This window comes from Patiriisocius hiemis, from assembly GCF_031846325.1.
Taxonomy (GTDB): domain Bacteria; phylum Bacteroidota; class Bacteroidia; order Flavobacteriales; family Flavobacteriaceae; genus Patiriisocius_A; species Patiriisocius_A hiemis.
Genome location: NZ_JAVRHZ010000005.1, coordinates 118,389 through 138,300, shown reverse-complemented (window position 1 = coordinate 138,300; position 19,912 = coordinate 118,389). Strand labels below are relative to the sequence as shown.

Sequence of the window (19,912 nt, the reverse complement as noted above, 5' to 3'; positions counted from 1 at the left end):
TTTAAAAATCCCAAGAATTTATAGTACGTATGGCATGATGTGCTGTTAAATCAAACTGAACAGGCACAACAGAAACATATCCATTTTTTAACGCCCACTCATCTGTATCCTCGCCTTTATCTTCATTTATAAACTCTCCCGTAAGCCAGTAATAATCTTTTCCAAGAGGGTTAGTACGCTTATCAAATGTTTCTACCCAATGAGCATCTGCCTGCCTGCAAACTTTAACGCCCTTGATTTCATTTTCTTTTAGCTTAGGAAAGTTAACATTTAAAACCACACCTTTAGGAAGCCCTTTTTCAAGACACTCTAACGCCATTTTTTTAATAAATTTTTTGCAAGGGGTAAAGTCTGCTTCTAAAGAATAGTCTAACAAAGAAAATCCTATAGAAGGAATCCCAATAGTTCCAGCCTCTACTGCAGCACTCATTGTACCGCTATAAATTACATTAATAGATGAGTTGCTACCGTGATTAATACCACTTACGCATAAATCTGGCTTGCGTTTTAAAATTTCGTTTACTGCAAGTTTTACACAATCTACAGGTGTTCCACTACAGCTATATTCTTTTTGGGGCTCATTTTCATGTACTTTCACGGTATTGCAATACAATGTGTCATTAATAGTAATTGCATGACCCATGGCGCTCTGAGGCGTATCTGGAGCTACAACACATACGTCTCCAATAGTATTCATTACTTCAATTAAAGTTCTAATACCGGGCGCTGTAATTCCGTCGTCATTAGTAACTAGAATTAATGGTTTTTTCTTACTCATTTATTTGTAACATTTACACAAAAATACAGTTATTTACTTAGGAAATAGGTACAGTAACCCTCAACAAATTACCTTATTTTGTATTTTGCAATTCTAGATTTTGCTCAAAGCCTGTCGTTTAACAAAAAATTAGTACCTAAAAGTCCAGTTGGCATGGTTTTTTATATAATTTAGAAGACTGAAAAAAAATAAGAAGAGATATGCGTATTATGATAAAGAATTTAAAATTTTTATTTCTTGCTGTTTTTATAGCAGCAGCCTCTTGTAGTTTCACTACAAAAGAATTTAACGACCCCGATAAAGATAAAACACTTATAGATTTAATATCCTATGTTATTAAAAAGGGGCATTACAACCCTGCAGACATGGACGATACTTTTTCTGAAGGGGTTTATACAGATTTTATTGATGCATTAGATCCATTAAAGCGTTACTTTTTAGCTTCAGATATAGAAGAGTTTAGTCAATACAAAACTCAAATTGACGACCAGCTTAAAAACAAAGAACTTACTTTTTTTAATCTAGTATATAGTCGTTTTTCAGAAAGACAAGAAGAAATTAAAGTACTATATCAAAATGTATTAGAAACTCCATTTAATTTTTCTGAAAACGAAAGTATTAATGTGGATTATGATGCTATAGATTACGTTAAGAGCAAAAAAGAATTAAAAGAGCGATGGAGACAGCAATTAAAGTTTTCTACTATTTCTTCATTATATGACATAACCGAAGATGAAAAAACAAAAGCTGAAACCGAAAGTGACTACAAAAAGAAATCAGAAAAAGAGCTAGAAGAGAAAGCAAGGGAGCAAATTAGAAACTCATTAAAAGAGTATTTTGACCTTACTGAAGACTTAGAGCGCAAAGACTACTTCGCAATATATTTAACAACTATAGTAGAAGAGTTTGACCCACATACCAACTATTTTGCACCGCCAGACAGAGACCGTTTTGATTTACGTATGTCAGGAAAACTAGAAGGAATTGGAGCAAGGCTTCAAAAAAAGAATGATTACATCAACATTGTCGAAGTAATTAGTGGTGGTCCAGCTTGGAGAGGCGAACACGTAGAAGTAGGTGATGCGATATTAAAAGTAAAGCAAGAAGACGAGGAAGAAGCCGTAAGCGTTGTTGGTATGCGAATAGATGATGCAGTTAAGCTTATTAAAGGACCTAAAGGAACTAAAGTAACCTTAACGATAAAAAGAGTAGATGGGTCTATAGAAGACGAAACCATTACTCGCGATGTCGTTGAACTAGAGGAAACCTATGCTAAGTCTGCTGTAATTGGAAAAGAAGGCAAGAACTTTGGATTAATTAATCTCCCACAGTTCTATTTTGATATGGATAACTATAAAGAAAGAAATGCAGCAAGTGACATCCGTAAAGAAATTGAGCGTTTAAAGGAAGAAGGAATGGAAGGGCTAGTGCTAGACCTAAGAGATAATGGAGGTGGGTCTTTAAAAGCAGCTATAGATTTAGGAGGTCTTTTTGTTAAAAACGGACCAATGGTACAAGTTGCCACAACAGGAAATAAAAGTGAGGTACTTAAAGATACTAATAATGATGTTGTTTGGGATGGCCCTCTTGTAATCTTAGTAAATGAGCTTTCTGCTTCTGCATCAGAGATTTTAGCTGCTGCAATGCAAGACTATAAGCGTGCTATTATAATTGGTAGTAAGCAAACCTATGGAAAAGGTACCGTACAAAACTTAGTAGACCTTAACCAATGGATGCGTCAAAATAATATGGGCGATATGGGTGCTTTAAAACTAACAACACAAAAGTTTTATCGTATTAACGGTGGCTCAACACAATTAGAAGGTGTTAAAAGTGATGTGGTAATGCCAGACCGTTACAGTTTTATCGACGTAGGTGAGCGTGATTATGATAATCCTTTACCGTATGATAAAATTGCACCTGCTAATTACAAAGTATGGGATGGCTATACAGATTTCGAAGAAACTATTGAAAAAAGTAGAGAACGTATTGCAAAAAGTGAGCAATTAGCATTAATTGAAGAAAATGCTAGATATATTAAGTCACGTAGAGATGACCTTGAAGTAGACTTAAATTTTGAAGGATATAAAGCTGAAATTGAAAAACGTAAAAAAGAGTCTGAAAAGTTTGAGGCGATTAGCAAATATGACAACAAGATGGACTTCCGTTCTTTACCAAATGAAATCGAAATGATGCGACAAGACACAACGCTTCGAGAAAAACGTAAAAGATGGCATAAAAATTTAGCAAAAGATGTTTATGTTGAAGAAGCTATTAATGTACTACAGGACTTAAAACTTAATAATATAAGAACTGGGAAAGTAGCAGATATTAAAAATTAACTCTCCTATTTCAGTCATAAGGTATGCTTAGTTTTATGTATTTTTAACATGTGAAAAAAGCAACCTCATTAACTAAAATTGCGCTCCAAAAGTTTAAAAAAAACTTTTGGGGCGTTTTTAGTTTAGTTTTTTTAACGCTCTGTGTACTTGTAGCTATTTTTGCTTATGCGATTGCTCCAGATAATTCTAGAAATGCAAACCAGATGCACTTGTCTATCCATTCAAAATCACCTGGTTTTACAACCCAAATTCTTACAATTCCTTCAACTGTAAACGAAGAAGAGGGTATTATTACTTTTTTCTTCGGAAAACCAACAACTGCCTCTGAAGTTCCTATTTCGAGCTATACACTTTTAGATAACGGAATAAGTATAAAGGAATACACCCCAGATGATACATTAGGACTCGAAAAAGAATACAAGCTTTCTAATTTCCCAAAGGCAAATACAGTAGAAGAAATTCCGCAGCACTATCTTTCAGATAAAAAATTTCTATTAGGTACAGATAAATATGGACGTGATTTGCTAAGTAGAATGCTTATAGGAATCCGTATTTCACTTGCCATAGGTTTTGTAGCCGTATTAATTTCCCTGCTTATAGGGATCGCAATGGGAGCCTTGGCTGGCTACTATGGAGGTAAGGTAGACTCCATCATTATGTGGATAATTAATGTGACGTGGTCTATCCCAACATTATTACTTGTAATTGCAATCACACTTGCACTTGGAAAAGGTTTTTGGCAAGTTTTTATTGCAGTAGGACTTACTATGTGGGTGGAAGTTGCTAGAATAGTTAGAGGACAAGTTATGGGCGTAAAACAAATGCAATATGTAACTGCAGCACGAGCTTTAGGATTTAAAGATTTTAGGATTATTACAAAACATATACTTCCAAATATAATGGCACCTGTTATTATTATTAGTGCTGCTAACTTCGCAAGTGCTATTTTAATTGAAAGCGGATTGAGCTTTTTAGGTATTGGAGCACAACCACCTATGCCAAGCTGGGGGGGTATTATAAAAGATCACTACGCTTATATAATTCTTGGAAAACCCTATCTAGCTATTATTCCTGGGTTGGCAATTATGAGTTTAGTAACTGCATTTATGTTAATTGGAAATGCATTGCGAGATGCGTTAGATGTGAAATCGTAAATTATGAGAAAATACATATATCCCATTTTTACTATAGTTGTGATTGTAGGTCTGTATTATGCAGAGCAATATGTAAATAGGGAAACTGAAGCCTATCCAGACACGTCTAATGAAAGAATGAAGACAAGTTCTGAGGAGTTTGCTGGTGACTGGCTGCCAACCTCAACAACAGGAACCATTGTAAAACACAGATACTTTACACTTTCTTATGATGAAGAACATGAACAAGCTGAGTGGGTAGCATATCCCTTACTAAAATCACATTTATCTTCAAACGATTTTAAAAGACCTTATTTTGTTGAAGATAGAAGCGTAAAAACAAAATCTGCAGATTGGCGTAGTTATAAAAACTCTGGATATGATAGAGGTCATTTATGTCCAGCGGGAGATAGACGTTTCTCTAAAGAGGCGTATCATGAAACTTTTTTGACTAGTAATATAAGTCCTCAAAACAATGATTTTAACGCAGGAGTATGGAATAAGCTAGAACAACAAGCTCGTTATTGGGCTAAAAAATATAATGGCGTGTATGTAGTAACAGGGCCAATTTTACGACAAGGACTTCCCACAATTGGGATAGAAAGAGTAAGTGTGCCAGATGCCTTTTATAAGATAATTGTAGATAATTCTCAAAAGAAACCCAAAGCACTTGCATTCATAATCCCAAATAAAGAAACAACCCATTCTTTTTATGATTACGTAACCACAATTGATGAAGTAGAAAAACGTACAGGAATAGACTTCTTTTCTGAAATGAATAATGAAACAGAAAGAGAATTAGAAGCTAGCTATAATTTAAAGGATTGGGGGAGAAATAAGTAAAAAGGCTTATTTATCTTCATCTTCGTCTAGGTATAATAATAATTAGAAGCATCGAGCCTTACAAAAATAAATAGTAATATGGTAAAACCCCATAAGCCAGAGCCTCCATAACTAAAAAAGGGTAAGGGGATACCAACAGTAGGGAGTAATCCAGTTACCATTCCAATATTTACAAAAACATGTAGAAACAAAATAGCTGCAACGCTATAACCATATACTCTGGAAAATTGATTTTTCTGACGCTCGGATAATACTAAAACCCTAATAATTAACCCTATAAAAAGAGCAACTACGATAAGACTCCCTATAAACCCCCATTCTTCACCTACGGTACTAAAAATATAATCGGTGTGCTGTTCTGGCACAAAATTTCCTTTGGTTTGTGTGCCTTGTGTCCATCCCTTTCCAGTCCATCCACCACTTCCAATGGCTATTTCACTTTGATTGGTATTATAGCCAATCCCTTTGGTGTCTGTTTCTTTACCAAGTACAATATTAAATCTATCTCTATGCCTTTGTTCAAAGACATTTTCAAAAATATAATTTACAGAAAATGAAAAACCAATAGCTACTATAGCAATTAAACTATACTTAAAAATAGAAGGTCTTTTTTTTCTATTTTTTAAAAATAAAAGTATTGCGATTGCCAGAATTCCAAAGGCCATCCAATACACCCCAAAAAGTAATGTACTCACAAATAATGCAGCTGCAAAAAAGCCAATTAACAAATATAAAAAATGGAGCCCCTCTCTATATAAAGGGAATAATAATGCTCCATATACTAATGCACTTCCAGGGTCAGGTTGCGGGACAATAAGTAATGCTGGTATTAGTATAATTACAAATGCTCTTAATTGGTGTTTAAACTCAGACATGTTAGCCTGTATGTCACTACAATACTTTGCAAGAGCCAATGCTGTTGCAGCTTTTGCAAATTCACTAGGCTGTAAACTAAAACTTCCAAACCCATACCAAGATGTAGCTCCAGAAATTGTTTTCCCAAAGGGAAATAAAAACAATAATGATAATAGGGCTACGAGGTAAATAATACTGGAAAAGCGTTCGTAAAATTTATCTTCTATGGCAAGAATAAAAATAATTAGAGGCAAAGTTAACCCTATAAACACCAACTGCTTTGTGTACACTTGACTAAAATCAAAAAAAGAAGTTGTTTCTTCTGGTAAAGAAGCAGAATAAATATTAACCCAACCAATACATACAAGAGCTAGAAATAGAAGTATAGTTACCCAATCAAAACGAGCTGACTTTTTTAACTCTGCCATTTTACTTAATTGATTCTGATGAGGGTTCGGTTTCTAACAAAAACTTAGCACTTATTTGCTTTCCGTCGTTAATAGGAAAAGGAGTGCCAAGTAATGGTTTTTCATACTCATTTTCAAGGCTCCCGTTAAGTACATAATTTTCAAGATCCTTTCGAGTAATTTCTCCCTTTATGTGTTTTTCAATTAATAAGCTAGCTATTTTTCCGGCCCATCTTGACCCCCAATATCCGTTTTCAACAAAAACAGCAATAGCAATCTTTGGATTGTCTTTTGGGGCAAATGCTATAAAAGTAGAGTGATCTGTAAGTTGTGCTCTTTTACCATCTATTTTAGTATAGTTTTCTGCTGTACCTGTTTTACCACAAATTTCAATATCGGGTACTTGCAAACTATTACCAGTTCCACCTGGAATAGTATAAACACCATACAAACCATCAATAACAGGGTCAAAATGCTCTGGGTCTATAGTCGTTTTTATTTTTTTGGTGTAAATAGAAGGTATCGTATCCACTCCATCAATATTCTTAATAATATGGGGTTTGTAATACCAACCTCTATTGGCTATTGCTGCAGTAAAATTCGCCATTTGCATTGGGGTTAATGCTAATTCTCCTTGTCCAATAGCATTAGATATAGTGGCTGTAGCATACCATTTTCGGTCCGGGTATCCATATATAGCATTATATGTTTTAGCACTTGGTATTTTACCAGGACGACCACTAGGTAAGTCATAGCCCATAAAATCTCCTAAGCCAAAACTTGTAAGATGTTTTTTCCAATTATTAATACCTTCTTGAGGAGAAGGGTACTTTTCAATAGCTCTTCTATACACCGTACAGAAATAGGCGTTGCATGAGTTTGCAATTCCTCCTACCATAGCTAAGGGACTACGATGGTGGTGACATCCCATTTTTCTGCCACGAGAACCGTAATAATAGCCACCTCTACAAGAAACTTTTTCATCTATATCTATAACATCTTCTTGTAAACCAATAAGAGCAGTCAAGGCTTTAAATGGAGAGCCAGGAGGGTATTCACCTTGTAATCCGCGGTCAAATAATGGCTTTGCTATACTATCGTAATACAATCTGGTGTAATTTTTTGAGCGCTCTCTACCAACTAATAATTTTGGGTCGTAATAAGGAGCTGTAACAAGTGCCAAAATTTCTCCAGTTGCTGGGTCAATGGCAACAATTCCGCCTCTTTTGTTTACAAAGAGTTCTTCACCATATTTTTGAAGTTCGGCATCAATAGTTAAGGTAATATCTTTACCTCGTTTAGGAAGTGTATCAAAAATACCTTCCTTATAGGGACCTAAAATTCTATTAAATCTATCTTTTTGAAACCTCTTAATACCCTTTCTACCTCGTAAAATATCTTCATACTGCTGTTCAATACCTTGTGCGCCAATTAACTCTCCCATTTGGTACTCTGGGTTCTTTTTAATAATACGCTCATCTACTTCGCGTATGTATCCCAGTACATTTGCCGAATGACTTACTTGATAATCTCTTAAGGTTCTCTTCTGGATATAAAACCCCGTGTACTTATACATTTTTTCAGACAGATAAGCATATTCTTCTTTTGTGAGCTGAGGTAATAAAACCGAAGGGAGTCTAGGAGACCATATTTTTGCTTTTTCTAGTTTCGTTTCAAATTGCTCTTTTGTTATTTTTAAAAGAGAACAAAACTCTAAGGTATCGAGTTCTTTTACTTCTCTAGGAATAACCATGACATCATAAGAAGGCTGATTAGAAACCAATAATTTTCCATTTCTGTCAAAAATATGACCCCGTTGTGGATAATCATACTCAACTTTAATGGCATTGTTTTCTGAAAGCTTTTCGAAAGAATCATCCAGAATTTGTAAATAGAAAAGCCTTCCAGCAAAAACACAACCGGTTACTAAAACTAAAATAAGTAGTAAAAATTTTCTCATTAGTGATACTCAACTAAAGCGATTATTTATTTAGAATCACTTCGTCCAAAAAGCATTAAAATACATGTAATTAATAGTATACTAAATATACTTGAAAATAACGTAGATTTTAGGATTAAGATTATATTTTGAATGCTAAAAATTTCTAAAGAAAATAAAATAAAATGATGTATTAATACTAACAACGTAATGTACCGTAATCGCTCATTTAAGGGAGTTTTATAGAGTTTTATATTGTTGTGCTCATAGCTTACTCCAAACGAAAATCTAAGTGCTAGAGGGCGTAAAAAAGCAATAGTTACAGAAGCTGCAGCATGAATACCACCAGAGTCGCAAAACATATCTATTGTGAGTCCGAGTAAAAAACTTAAAAAAAGAAGTAAACTTTTATTGCCTGCAAAAGGGAATAGTAAAATAAAAATAATGTAGATATATGGGTTTATATACCCTAAAAAATTTATATGGTTTAAGATGAGTACTTGAAGTACTACAAAAACTATAAAACGAAATGTATTTGTTACTACAAAGTTATTCTGAAACATCGCTATGGCTTTCTAGTGCTTTAATTACTTCAGCATCTTTATTTGTTACAATATACACATGCTTTAAACTAGTCATATCATTAAACAGATCTACTGAAATTAGATAGCTGTCTTGGTCAGTTAAAGTGAAATCTTTAACAGAGCCAATTAATATATTTTCTGGAAAAATAGTGGACTTACCACTAGTTACTATAGTGTCTCCAATTGCAATTTTAGCAATGCGAGGTATCTCCTCTAACTGAACAATATTAGGATTTTTGGTGTCCCATTTTAAGGAGCCAAAATGTCCAGAGTTTTTAAGTTTTGCATTTATTTCACTCTTAGTATTTAAAATAGACTGTACAGTAGCATAATTTTTTGAAACATCGTTAATAATGCCAATTACTCCTTTTGAAGTTATCACTCCTTGGTCTACTTTTACTGTAGTGTTGGGCTGTTTTTTTATAGTAATTTCATTTTTAGTTTTACTGTAATTATTATTTATTACAGATGCGTTTACATACTCAAATTGAAAATTACTTGAATTATTATCCTTTTCTGAGGAAGATGAGACGTCTCTTAGTTGGTTTATTTCTTTTCGTAAACGAGTGTTTTCTTCTATTAGAATAGCGTTGTTCTCTTTTAAGTTGAAATATTCTGTAACGGAAGTTTTAAAGCTATATAAACCTCCACTTATAAAGTTTGAAGAACTTACAAATTTACTTTTGTGATACGAATGGGATTGTACTGTAAGTACTATTGAAATTGTAAACAGAAGCGCAAACAACAGAAAGTTCTTGTTTTTTATGAAGAAAAATATAATCTGTCGCACGTTTTAAGCTCCTCTATTTAATCAATACACTTTTGTATTTGTTAATATTCTTTAGTGTAATTCCAGTACCACGTACTACAGCACGAAGTGGGTCTTCTGCTATATAAACTGGAAGGTCTGTTTTTTGTGATAAACGCTTGTCTAGACCTCGTAGCATAGAACCCCCACCTGCTAAGTAAATTCCAGTATTATAAATATCTGCCGCAAGTTCTGGAGGTGTTTGTGATAAAGTTTCCATAACAGCATCTTCTATTCTTAAAATAGATTTATCTAGTGCTTTTGCAATTTCTCTATAAGAAGTCTGTACTTGCTTAGGTTTTCCAGTTAATAAATCTCTACCTTGTACAGCCATTTCTTCTGGAGGTAGTTCTAGATCTTCAGTAGCAGCTCCAATCTGTATTTTTATTTTTTCGGCAGTACGCTCACCTACATATAAATTATGTTGGGTACGCATGTAGTAAATAATATCGTTTGTAAAGACATCTCCAGCAATCTTAACCGATTTGTCACATACAATCCCACCTAATGCTATCACGGCAATTTCAGTAGTACCACCACCTATATCTACAACCATATTTCCTTTAGGTTGCATGATATCTACTCCAATACCTATTGCCGCTGCCATTGGCTCATGGATGAGGTATACTTCTTTTCCGTTTACACGCTCTGCACTTTCTTTAACCGCACGCATCTCAACTTCTGTAATACCGCTAGGAATACAAATTACCATTCGTAGGGAAGGGGCAATCCATTTCTTCTTTAAAGCTGGAATGTCTTTTATAAACATGTTAATCATGTTCTCACTAGCAGCAAAATCTGCAATTACACCATCTTTAAGAGGTCTAATTGTCTTAATATTTTCATGTGTTTTTCCTTGCATCATCGCGGCTTCGCGACCTACAGCAATAATTTTTCCAGTAGTTCTATCTCTGGCAACAATGGAAGGTGCATCTACAACTACTTTATCATTGTGAATAATAAGTGTATTTGCAGTCCCTAAATCTATGGCTATTTCTTCGGTTAAGAAATCAAAAAATCCCATACGGTATCTTGGTAATATTATGATTAAACGTGTTGTGCATCAGCACTTTCGCAAAGGTACTAAATTTTAATGCTTAAAATGCCGTGTGCCTGTAAATACCATTGCTATTTCGTTAGCATTGCAATAATCTACGCTTAACTGGTCTTTTATAGAGCCTCCGGGTTGTATTACAGCTTTTATCCCTGCTTTATCTGCAATTTCTACACAGTCAGGAAAGGGAAAAAACGCATCACTTGCCATTACTGCTCCGTCAAGATTAAAATTAAAGCCATTTGCTTTATCTATTGCTTGCCTTAATGCATCAACTCTTGATGTTTGTCCTGTACCACTTGCACATAATTGCTTGTTTTTTGCTAGTACAATAGTATTAGACTTGGTATGCTTACATATTTTTGAAGCAAACATTAAATCTTCTAACTCTTTTGCACTAGGTTTATTGTTAGTAGCGTTTGTTAAATCTTGTTCAGCGTCTGTTTTATGATCTTTATCTTGAACTAAAACACCATTTAAGCAAGTTCTTACTGTCATTTCTGGAAGTTTCGTTTCTTTCTGTACAAGTAAGATTCGGTTTTTCTTTCCTTTTAAAATTTCAATTGCTTTTTCTGAAAAAGATGGGGCAATCACTACCTCGCAAAATAGTGTGTGAATTTCATTGGCAGTAGCTTCATCAATTTCAGTATTACTAATTAAGATTCCACCAAAAGCCGAAACAGGATCGCCAGCCAATGCATCTTTATAAGCAGCAAGTATTGTGTCACGCTGTGCAATTCCGCAGGCATTGTTGTGTTTTAAAATAGCAAAGGTTGGTGCTTCTCCCTTAAATTCATTCATCAAATTTACGGCAGCATCTACGTCCAGTAAATTGTTATAGCTTAGCTCTTTTCCATGAAGTTTATTAAACATTGCATCAAAATCTCCAAAAAAGAATCCTCTTTGGTGTGGGTTTTCACCATATCGCAACACTTTACCATTGGTTTCGCTAATCTTTAAAGAAGCAATCTCATGGTCTACATTAAAGTAGTTAAAGATTGCGGTATCATAATGCGATGAAACATTAAAAGATCTAGCAGCAAATTGTTTTCTGTCTGCTAATGATGTTTCTCCATCTTTATCTGAAAGTAACGTAAGTAAATCTCCATAATCATCTACCGATGATACACAAACCGTGTCTTTGAAGTTCTTAGCTGCAGCTCTAATTAAGGAGATACCACCAATGTCAATTTTTTCAATAATATCTTGCTCGCTAGCACCAGACGCTACTGTTTTTTCAAAAGGATATAAATCTACAATCACTAAATCTAGCTGTGGGATATTAAACTGTCCCATTTCCTTTACATCACTATCGTTGTCTTGTCGGTTTAAGATACCGCCAAAAACCTTAGGGTGTAATGTTTTTACACGTCCCCCTAAAATAGAGGGGTAGTCTGTTACATCCTCGACTGGGATTACCTTAATTCCAAGGTCATTAATAAATTTTTGAGTGCCTCCGGTAGAATAAATCGTAACCCCTAGTTCGTCCAATTTTTGAACGATAGGTGCTAACCCTTCTTTGTGAAATACCGAAATTAATGCAGATGTTACTTTTTTATTGCCGCTCATAGTAGATTATTGGTGCTGCCAAAGGGTATAATATCCAAAGGCTTGCCTCGAAATTAAAATTAAGTTACTTAGTAAATATCTCGTGGGATTGTCCCGAGGTAGTTTACTAAGGCGCAAAAATAAGGATTTGTGCTAGAAATTTGTAACAGAATATATAAGAAAGCGTCTTACTTTTTATAACTTTATGAACAATACTGTTATAAACTATAAATTAACCATTCTGTAAAAGGTAAACCAAAGGCATGCTAATCTACCTAAGAGTATTAAAAGAAAGTTTTAATTTTGCTATTAATGCTTTAAAAAACAATAAGTTACGCACCTTTTTGTCACTTGTGGGTGTAACTATTGGTATCTTCTCTATTATTGCAGTTTTAGCAGCTGTAGACTCACTTAAAAAAGAGATTGAAGGAAGTATAAGCTCGCTAGATAATAGTACAATTATAGTAATGCGTTTTTCTTTTGGCCCTACAGAGATACCTCGTTGGAAATGGCAACAGTTTCCAGATGTAACCTATGACGAGTATCAGTACATTAAAAGAAATGTTCCTAATGTTGAGGCAGCTTCTTTTGCACTTAATGTTCCTTCAGAAACAATTAAATACGAAGATAAGACAATTTCTAATGCCGAAATTGGAGCTATTACACATGAGTATTATGACATTGAAGCTTTACAAATTGCCGAAGGTCGTTTCTTTAACGAGTCTGAATCTATTAGTGGCTCTAATGTATTAGTAATTGGAGATCAAATTGCACAAACACTATTTGGTTCTGCTCAAGCAGCTATTGGAAAAAAAGCTAGAATTTACGGACAAAAATTTACTGTAATTGGTGTCCTTAAAAAAGAAGGCTCTGGCTTGTTTGGCAACTCTAAAGATGAAGCAATGCTGCTCCCTGTTAATGTTGTGCGAAAAATCTATGGAGATAATAACCGCTCTACCTTTCCTCAAATTATTGTAAAGCCAGAGAAAGATGTAGATAATGCAGAATTTATTGCGTTACTAAAACAAAAACTTAGGTTGTCAAGAGGGCTTAAACCAGATGAGGTAGACACCTTTTTTGTAAATCAATTACAAGGATTTGCAGATTTTATAGATGATATAACTGGACAGATGAATATTATTGGTTTAGTTATTAGTGGGTTTTCATTGCTAGTTGGGGGCTTTGGTATTGCTAATATTATGTTTGTTAGTGTAAAAGAACGTACTAACCTTATTGGTATTCAGAAATCTTTAGGAGCAAAAAACAAGTTTATCTTGCTTCAGTTTTTATTTGAAGCTGTTATCCTAGCAGTAATTGGAGGATTAATTGGTCTTGTTCTAGTTTTCTTTGTTTCTTTATTAGCATCTCAATTTACTGGAGACTTCGAGTTTGTTCTGTCTCTTAAAAACATGTTTATTGGTACTGCAATCTCCGCAGTTATTGGACTTATTTCAGGAATATTGCCAGCTATTTCTGCTTCAAAATTAGACCCTGTAGAGGCTATTAGGACAGGGATGTAAGCATCAAAATGCAAATCTTAAAAAGAAAATATTTGGAGTTTAGAATTTTGTTTTTTGAAATTTATACTTGTTATAGAATCTCTGCAACTTGCTTGTTTACCCATTCTAAAAATGTTTCATCTTCTTTAGTAAATGGGTCAATGGTATGTGAGTCAATATCTATTTGCCCGATGTTTTTACCATCTTTAAAAAGTGGAATAACAATTTCGGCCTTTACGTAAATACTACAAGCGATATAGTTGTCTTGCGCTTTTACATCTTCTACTACAAAATTCTGGTTGCTTACAGCTACTTGCCCACAAATACCTTTTCCAAATGGGATAACGGTATGGTCTGTAGGTTCCCCCGCAAATGCCTTTAAGTGTAGTGTTTTTTCAGTTTCATTTGCAAAATAAAAACCCACCCAATCATAATAAGAAATGCTGTTTTGTAGCACTTCACAAACCTGTGTCATCTTATCTTCAGTATCAATAGTAGTTGAAGAAAGGATGTTAGTTATTTTTGGTTTTAGACTCTGTAAAGACATGAATTATTTTTTTTGACAAAAGTATTTCAAAATGAGAATATGCGATGGATTTAAAATCCTTTATTTTTGTTAAAACTATGCCGCTCTTTATTTGACTTCTTTACTTAAAAAATATAAACCAGTTATTCGCTTTGTATTGCTCTTTCTTGGAGTTTATATCTTGCTAAGCTTGCTGTATGGATTGTATTTAGATGTATCTAAAGACGCTGCTTATAAACCAGACTTTATAACCAACCTTGTTGCAAAGCAGAGTAGCAATTTAATTTCAAATTTTGGATACGACGCCCAAGTGAGTCCCAACAAAATTGAGCCTACCATGCGCTTAACAGTCAATGATAAATACTTGGCTAAGATTGTAGAAGGCTGTAATGCTATTAGTATTATTATTCTATTTATCGCTTTTATAATTGCTTTTGCTGAAGGATTTAGAAAAACATTCTTCTTTCTGCTTGCAGGAGTGACACTTATTTATAGCATTAATATTTTACGGATTGTAATCTTAGCAATTTCGTTATATGAATATCCACAACATGAAGAAATCTTACATGGAGTTATCTTTCCTGCATTAATCTACGGGATGGTCTTTTTGCTTTGGATGGTATGGGTTAGAACGCTTAAAAAAGAAGCACGAGATGAGTAAAGCATTAAAAATACTTCTCATTTTGGTCCTTTTTGGAGTACTGGCTTGCATACGTATGTTTGAGAGTATACTATTTTATGATCCATTAATAGCTTTTTTTAAAACAGACCACAGTACGCAGGGACTGCCAGAAGTAAATACTTTTAGACTGTTAACCAATGTAGCATTTCGATTTATGTTAAATACCGGAATATCGCTTTTAATTCTTTGGGTGGCCTTTAGGAAGGTTGGTACTCTCAAAGTTTCAGCATTTTTATATGGCGTTTCCTTTGTGATCCTATTATTGTTTTTTTGGTATTTGTTAGGCACTTCAGAAGCGGGAAATAATATGCTGCTTTTTTATGTGAGACGCTTTTTAATTCAACCACTATTTTTACTTATTTTATTACCAGCATTTTATTTTCAGAAAGAAAAATAACAACAAAATGGGTATCTTTGTACTTTAAAATTTCAGAAAAGATGAAAGCAAACCACTTAGTAATTACAGCAATTTTAACCCTTGTATTTGTAGGATGTAAAAACGAAAAAAAGGAGACGGAAGTTGTAACGGTTGAAACTAGTAAGGAAACATTTAATCATGAAGGCGAAGATATTGCTGTTACCTTTGAAGATGAAAAATTAAACACCGTTTTTAAAGAATATGTAGCTGTAAAAAATGCACTAATAAATACAGATGCTGCAAAAACCTCTGCAAATGCATCTAACTTAATGACAGCATTTGCCAATATTGGTGTTGAAGATGTAGCACTTAAAGCAGCACAAAATATTGTAGAAAGTGATAATGTTGAAGAACAAAGAGCTTCCTTTGTGGTAGTAACTGCTGAGGTTGAAAAAATGCTTAATAATGGGACTATTACTTCTGGAAACTATTTTAAGCAATATTGCCCGATGGCATTCAATAACAATGGTGGCTACTGGTTGAGTGAAAGTGATAAAATTGCCAATCCTTATTTTGGTGATAAAATGTATCGTTGTGGCCGTATTGACGCTAAAATAGAGTAGTTTAACAAATTATTAGTAGCTTTAAAGTGATTATTAGATAATTTTGCAATAATGAAAAGAATAATTTCCATACTACTTGCATTTTTGCTACTAGGAAGCACTAGTGGGCTTACCTATGCACAGCATTATTGTGGAAGTTATAAAATGCTAGAAGAGATTACCATTGGCGAGAAATACCTTTCTTGTGGAATGGTCGTGGAAGCTGATGGCTGTGAAGATGATAAAAAAGAAGAGCATAGCTGTTGTGATAATAACTACATAGCTATTTCTACTGATGATGCATTTGCTAAGGCTTCATTCGATATAGATTTTAATGTTCAATTTCTAGCAACATTTGTAGAAGTATTTGTGTTGCAGAAGCAAATTGATACTACACAACAAGAGGATTGTTATAAGGACTATAGTCCACCCCCCATCATAGAAGACCTCCCCATATTGTATGAGACTTTTTTAATTTGATTTTTTTCTGAAAATAGATGGCAATCGTCAAATTGGCGGTATAATAAATTCAGAATAAGAACAAATTAATTCATACAAATTCAATGACACATACATATAAAGTTTACGGAATGACCTGTAATGGGTGTAAAGCTTCCGTAGAAGAAAAATTAAACACAATTAAAGGTGTGACAAATGTTTCGGTAGATTTAGCTTCGGAAGAAGCGACTATTACCATGCAAGATCACATTAACATCGAAATACTAAGGGAAGCATTACCAGAGAAGTATAAAGTTTCTGAGAAAACTTCAGTTTTAAATGATACAAACGAGAAAACAAAACTTCAGCAATTACAACCACTCTTTATCATTTTTAGCTTTATTGTAGCAATAACTATTGCGATAAACTTCAATACTTGGAATCTAGAAAATGCAATGCTCGACTTTATGGGCTTGTTTTTCTTTTTCTTTAGTTTATTCAAGTTTTTTGACCTTAAAGGATTTGCAAATTCGTTTTCAATGTACGACCCATTAGCAAAGCAAATACCCGTTTACGGAATGTTTTATCCTTTTTTAGAACTAATAGTAGGCTTTTTGTTTTTAATACGTTTTGAGGTCTCAATACTTTTAATAGTAACCATTATACTTTTAGGAATAACCACCATTGGTGTGACCAAGAGTTTGCTTTCAAAAAATAATATTAAATGTGCTTGTTTGGGAACAACTTTAAATCTACCAATGACCGAAGCTACTTTTATTGAAAATGCCATCATGATTATTATGGCAGTTGTTTTACTTCTTAAAAACTATGCTATATGAGACAGTTATTAATTGTATTACTATTACTGCCCTTAGTCTCTTTTTCTCAAGAAAAAGTAGAGGGTATTGTACTAGAAGTGGTAGATGGAAAAGAAGTGCCATTAAGTGGAGCCAATGTTTTTTGGTTAGACTCTCAAGTAGGAGCTGTAACAGATTTTAAGGGATTATTTTCTATACCTTATACTTCAGAATACGATAAATTAGTAATTAGCTATGTAGGGTATAAAACAGATACCATTACAGTCTCAAGTCCAAGAAACATTAGACACAGGTTAGAATCTAAAGGCACCTTGGATGAAGTTGTTATTAACACAGAAAAAGAGGCAACATCTATTTCATTTATTTCTTCACAGAATATAATGAATGTAAGTAGTGCAGAGCTATTAAAAGCCGCATGCTGTAACCTCTCTGAAAGTTTTGAAACCAACCCTTCTATAGATGTAAATTTTTCAGACGCAACAACAGGAGCAAAGCAAATACGAATGTTAGGCTTGACAAACCCTTACATTTTAATTACCACCGAAAATATCCCAGCCATTCGAGGTGCGGCACAAACCTATGGACTTAGTTTTATCCCAGGAACTTGGGTAGAGAGTATACAAATAACTAAAGGAGCGGGAAGTGTTGTAAATGGTTTTGAAAGTATCGCTGGGCAAATAAATACCGAACTTGTAAAGCCTACAACAGACAAAAAAGTATTTGTTAATGCCTATGGTGCGGCAAATGGACGACTTGAGCTTAACACGCATCTTAACACCAAGGTTTCAGACAAATGGTCAACAGGCTTGTATTTGCATGGTAACTACAGGGGAGAAAAAAATGATAGAAACGAAGATGGATTTCTTGATACTCCTCTGGCAGAGCAAATAAATATTATGAATCGTTGGCAATATACAGATACTGAAAAAGGCTTTGTAAGTTTTATAAACCTTAATTACCTTAATGATAGTAAGCAAATAGGGCAAACTAATTTTAATCCAGAATTAGACAAGTTTACCACTAATGCTTGGGGCGGAGAGATAGATACAGAGCGATACAGTATTGCAACAAAATTTGGGTATGTGTTTCCAGAAATTCCATATCAAAGTATGGGGCTGCAAGTTGCATATAGTAGCCATGAACAAGAATCTTATTTTGGACTACGACGTTATGATATATCACATAAAAGTTTGTACGCTAATGCTTTGTTTAATTCTATTATAAGTGATTCTAGACACACCTTTAAAACAGGGTTAAGTGCTACTTATGATGATTATGAAGAGTTAGTGGAAACAACTAACTATGCCCGAACAGAACGTTCTGTGGGTGCTTTTTATGAGTATAGTTATGATAATCTTTCTAATCTAACATTAACGGCAGGACTGCGAGTTGATTTCCATAATTTATTAGGAACATTTATTACACCTAGAGCGCATGCGCGTTATTCACTTTGGGAAAAAGGAGTGTTGCGTGCCTCTATTGGAAGAGGGAAAAGAAGTGCTAATATTTTTGCTGAAAACCAAGGCTTTTTCTCAAGTTCACGTAGCATATTTGTTCAAGATGATGGAGAAATTTACGGTCTAAACCCTGAAATAGCCTGGAACTATGGAGTGTCATTCTTGCAAGGTTTCAAATTGTTCGAGAGAAAAGGAGATATCGCTTTAGATTTTTATAGAACCGATTTTGAAAACCAAGTAGTGGTAGATTATGAAGACCCAAACCAAATAAGGTTTTATAATCTCGACGGAGAAAGCTTTGCAAATAGCTTTCAAGTAGAGCTCAATTATGAATTACTAAAAAATCTTGATGTTAGAACAGCTTATAAGTATTACGATGTACAAACCGATTATGCTAGCGGAAGGCTTCAAAAACCATTAACACCAAACCATAGAGTATTTGCTAATATAGCCTATGAGACAAACTTAAATGAAACAAAAGGATCACAATGGAAGTTTGATTTAACATATAATTGGTTAGGAGAGCAGCGTTTTGCCTCTACTGAAACTAACCCAGAGGCATTTAGGCTTTCTGAGTTTTCACCTTCATTTGGAACCCTTACTACACAAGTAACAAAAGTTTTTAGTTCTGCTTTTGAAGTATATGCGGGGGCAGAAAACTTTACCAATGTTAGGCAAGAAAACCCTATACTTGATGCAGAAAACCCATTTGGTTCAAATTTTGATAGTACTTTTGTATACGGACCAATATTTGGTAGTAACTATTATATGGGATTACGATATAAATTAAATTAATAATACAGTCAAATCGAGCATACTTAAGGTGTATAATCCTTTAGTATGCTCAACCAGACATAAAACAATAATCATTATGAAAAAACTAATTGTAATATTCACTTTACTAGCAACAACAGTAACGTTTGCTCAAGATAAAAATGCCAAAGCTACACTAGAGGTAGATGGAATTTGCGGAATGTGTAAAAAAAGAATTGAAACAGCAACTATTAAAACTAAAGGTGTGAAGTTTGCCGATTGGGATATTGTCTCAAAGCAATTGAGTATTATTTATGATGAAAGAAAAACAAATCTTGAAATCATTAACAAAAATATTGCCGCTGTAGGACACGACACAAAAGAAGTAAAAGCAACTGATGAAGCATACAATAGTGTGCATCCTTGCTGTTTATATCGAGACCCAGATGTGATAGGAGAGCATAAAAAAGAAAACTAGTTAATTTGCA

19 protein-coding genes are annotated in these 19,912 nt (G+C 34.1%); 11 read left to right on the top strand and 8 right to left on the bottom strand.

The window, feature by feature from the left end:
- Position 1: 1 nt before the first annotated feature.
- Positions 2 to 778, bottom strand: coding sequence for a 5'/3'-nucleotidase SurE (gene surE / locus RM538_RS09595; RefSeq protein WP_311333210.1), 777 nt, complete (start codon positions 776 to 778; stop codon positions 2 to 4).
- Positions 779 to 987: 209 nt separating this feature from the next.
- Here surE and RM538_RS09590 point away from each other — a divergent pair, with 209 nt between their 5' ends.
- From RM538_RS09590 to RM538_RS09580, 3 genes are read left to right on the top strand one after another with little or no spacing between them, the layout of a single operon-like run.
- Complete coding sequence (locus RM538_RS09590; RefSeq protein WP_311333209.1) at positions 988 to 3,120, top strand: carboxy terminal-processing peptidase; 2,133 nt, start codon at positions 988 to 990, stop codon at positions 3,118 to 3,120.
- 50 nt (positions 3,121 to 3,170) lie between these two features.
- Positions 3,171 to 4,274 carry an ABC transporter permease gene (locus tag RM538_RS09585; RefSeq protein ID WP_311333208.1) on the top strand — a complete coding sequence of 368 codons (1,104 nt, stop codon included), beginning with the start codon at positions 3,171 to 3,173 and terminating at the stop codon, positions 4,272 to 4,274.
- Positions 4,275 to 4,277: 3 nt separating this feature from the next.
- Positions 4,278 to 5,096: a DNA/RNA non-specific endonuclease gene (locus RM538_RS09580; protein WP_311333207.1), complete on the top strand. Its 819-nt coding sequence runs from the start codon at positions 4,278 to 4,280 to the stop codon at positions 5,094 to 5,096.
- A gap of 26 nt (positions 5,097 to 5,122) precedes the next feature.
- Here the strand turns inward: RM538_RS09580 and rodA are convergent, their stop codons facing one another.
- The 6 genes from rodA to purH all read right to left on the bottom strand — a co-directional run bounded on the left by rodA (position 5,123) and on the right by purH (position 12,312).
- On the bottom strand, positions 5,123 to 6,379 hold the full coding sequence (gene rodA / locus RM538_RS09575; RefSeq protein WP_311333206.1) for a rod shape-determining protein RodA: 1,257 nt from the start codon (positions 6,377 to 6,379) through the stop codon (positions 5,123 to 5,125).
- A gap of 1 nt (position 6,380) precedes the next feature.
- Positions 6,381 to 8,318 carry a penicillin-binding protein 2 gene (gene mrdA, locus RM538_RS09570; protein WP_311333205.1) on the bottom strand — a complete coding sequence of 646 codons (1,938 nt, stop codon included), beginning with the start codon at positions 8,316 to 8,318 and terminating at the stop codon, positions 6,381 to 6,383.
- Positions 8,319 to 8,344: 26 nt separating this feature from the next.
- Positions 8,345 to 8,860 carry a rod shape-determining protein MreD gene (locus tag RM538_RS09565; protein WP_311333204.1) on the bottom strand — a complete coding sequence of 172 codons (516 nt, stop codon included), beginning with the start codon at positions 8,858 to 8,860 and terminating at the stop codon, positions 8,345 to 8,347.
- A complete protein-coding gene (gene mreC / locus RM538_RS09560) occupies positions 8,847 to 9,671 on the bottom strand; it encodes a rod shape-determining protein MreC (RefSeq protein ID WP_311333203.1) in 825 nt (274 codons plus the stop codon). The genes RM538_RS09565 and mreC overlap by 14 nt, the downstream gene beginning before the upstream one ends.
- A 13-nt stretch (positions 9,672 to 9,684) precedes the next feature.
- Positions 9,685 to 10,713 carry a rod shape-determining protein gene (locus tag RM538_RS09555; RefSeq protein ID WP_311333202.1) on the bottom strand — a complete coding sequence of 343 codons (1,029 nt, stop codon included), beginning with the start codon at positions 10,711 to 10,713 and terminating at the stop codon, positions 9,685 to 9,687.
- Positions 10,714 to 10,779: 66 nt separating this feature from the next.
- A complete protein-coding gene (purH, locus tag RM538_RS09550) occupies positions 10,780 to 12,312 on the bottom strand; it encodes a bifunctional phosphoribosylaminoimidazolecarboxamide formyltransferase/IMP cyclohydrolase (protein WP_311333201.1) in 1,533 nt (510 codons plus the stop codon).
- A gap of 242 nt (positions 12,313 to 12,554) precedes the next feature.
- On the opposite strand from purH, the gene RM538_RS09545 reads away from it, so the two are divergent.
- Entirely contained in the window at positions 12,555 to 13,811 is a 1,257-nt protein-coding gene (locus RM538_RS09545) for an ABC transporter permease (RefSeq protein ID WP_311333200.1), read from the top strand.
- A gap of 70 nt (positions 13,812 to 13,881) precedes the next feature.
- Here the strand turns inward: RM538_RS09545 and RM538_RS09540 are convergent, their stop codons facing one another.
- On the bottom strand, positions 13,882 to 14,337 hold the full coding sequence (locus RM538_RS09540; RefSeq protein WP_311333199.1) for a GAF domain-containing protein: 456 nt from the start codon (positions 14,335 to 14,337) through the stop codon (positions 13,882 to 13,884).
- A gap of 91 nt (positions 14,338 to 14,428) precedes the next feature.
- On the opposite strand from RM538_RS09540, the gene xrtF reads away from it, so the two are divergent.
- From xrtF to RM538_RS09505, 7 genes are all read left to right on the top strand, one after another.
- Positions 14,429 to 14,977: an exosortase family protein XrtF gene (gene xrtF, locus RM538_RS09535; protein ID WP_311333198.1), complete on the top strand. Its 549-nt coding sequence runs from the start codon at positions 14,429 to 14,431 to the stop codon at positions 14,975 to 14,977.
- Positions 14,970 to 15,395, top strand: a complete 426-nt coding sequence (locus RM538_RS09530; RefSeq protein ID WP_311333197.1) for an exosortase F system-associated membrane protein — start codon at positions 14,970 to 14,972, stop codon at positions 15,393 to 15,395. Before xrtF ends, RM538_RS09530 begins: the two co-directional genes overlap by 8 nt.
- A gap of 41 nt (positions 15,396 to 15,436) precedes the next feature.
- Positions 15,437 to 15,979 carry a DUF3347 domain-containing protein gene (locus RM538_RS09525; RefSeq protein WP_311333196.1) on the top strand — a complete coding sequence of 181 codons (543 nt, stop codon included), beginning with the start codon at positions 15,437 to 15,439 and terminating at the stop codon, positions 15,977 to 15,979.
- A gap of 51 nt (positions 15,980 to 16,030) precedes the next feature.
- A complete protein-coding gene (locus RM538_RS09520; RefSeq protein WP_311333195.1) occupies positions 16,031 to 16,438 on the top strand; it encodes an HYC_CC_PP family protein in 408 nt (135 codons plus the stop codon).
- An 83-nt stretch (positions 16,439 to 16,521) separates the two neighbouring features.
- Positions 16,522 to 17,235 (top strand): heavy-metal-associated domain-containing protein, encoded by a 714-nt coding sequence (locus RM538_RS09515; RefSeq protein WP_311333194.1) that lies wholly within the window; start codon positions 16,522 to 16,524, stop codon positions 17,233 to 17,235.
- Positions 17,232 to 19,466, top strand: coding sequence for a TonB-dependent receptor (locus RM538_RS09510; RefSeq protein WP_311333193.1), 2,235 nt, complete (start codon positions 17,232 to 17,234; stop codon positions 19,464 to 19,466). The genes RM538_RS09515 and RM538_RS09510 overlap by 4 nt, the downstream gene beginning before the upstream one ends.
- A gap of 76 nt (positions 19,467 to 19,542) precedes the next feature.
- Positions 19,543 to 19,902 carry a heavy-metal-associated domain-containing protein gene (locus RM538_RS09505; protein WP_311333192.1) on the top strand — a complete coding sequence of 120 codons (360 nt, stop codon included), beginning with the start codon at positions 19,543 to 19,545 and terminating at the stop codon, positions 19,900 to 19,902.
- Positions 19,903 to 19,912 lie beyond the last annotated feature (10 nt).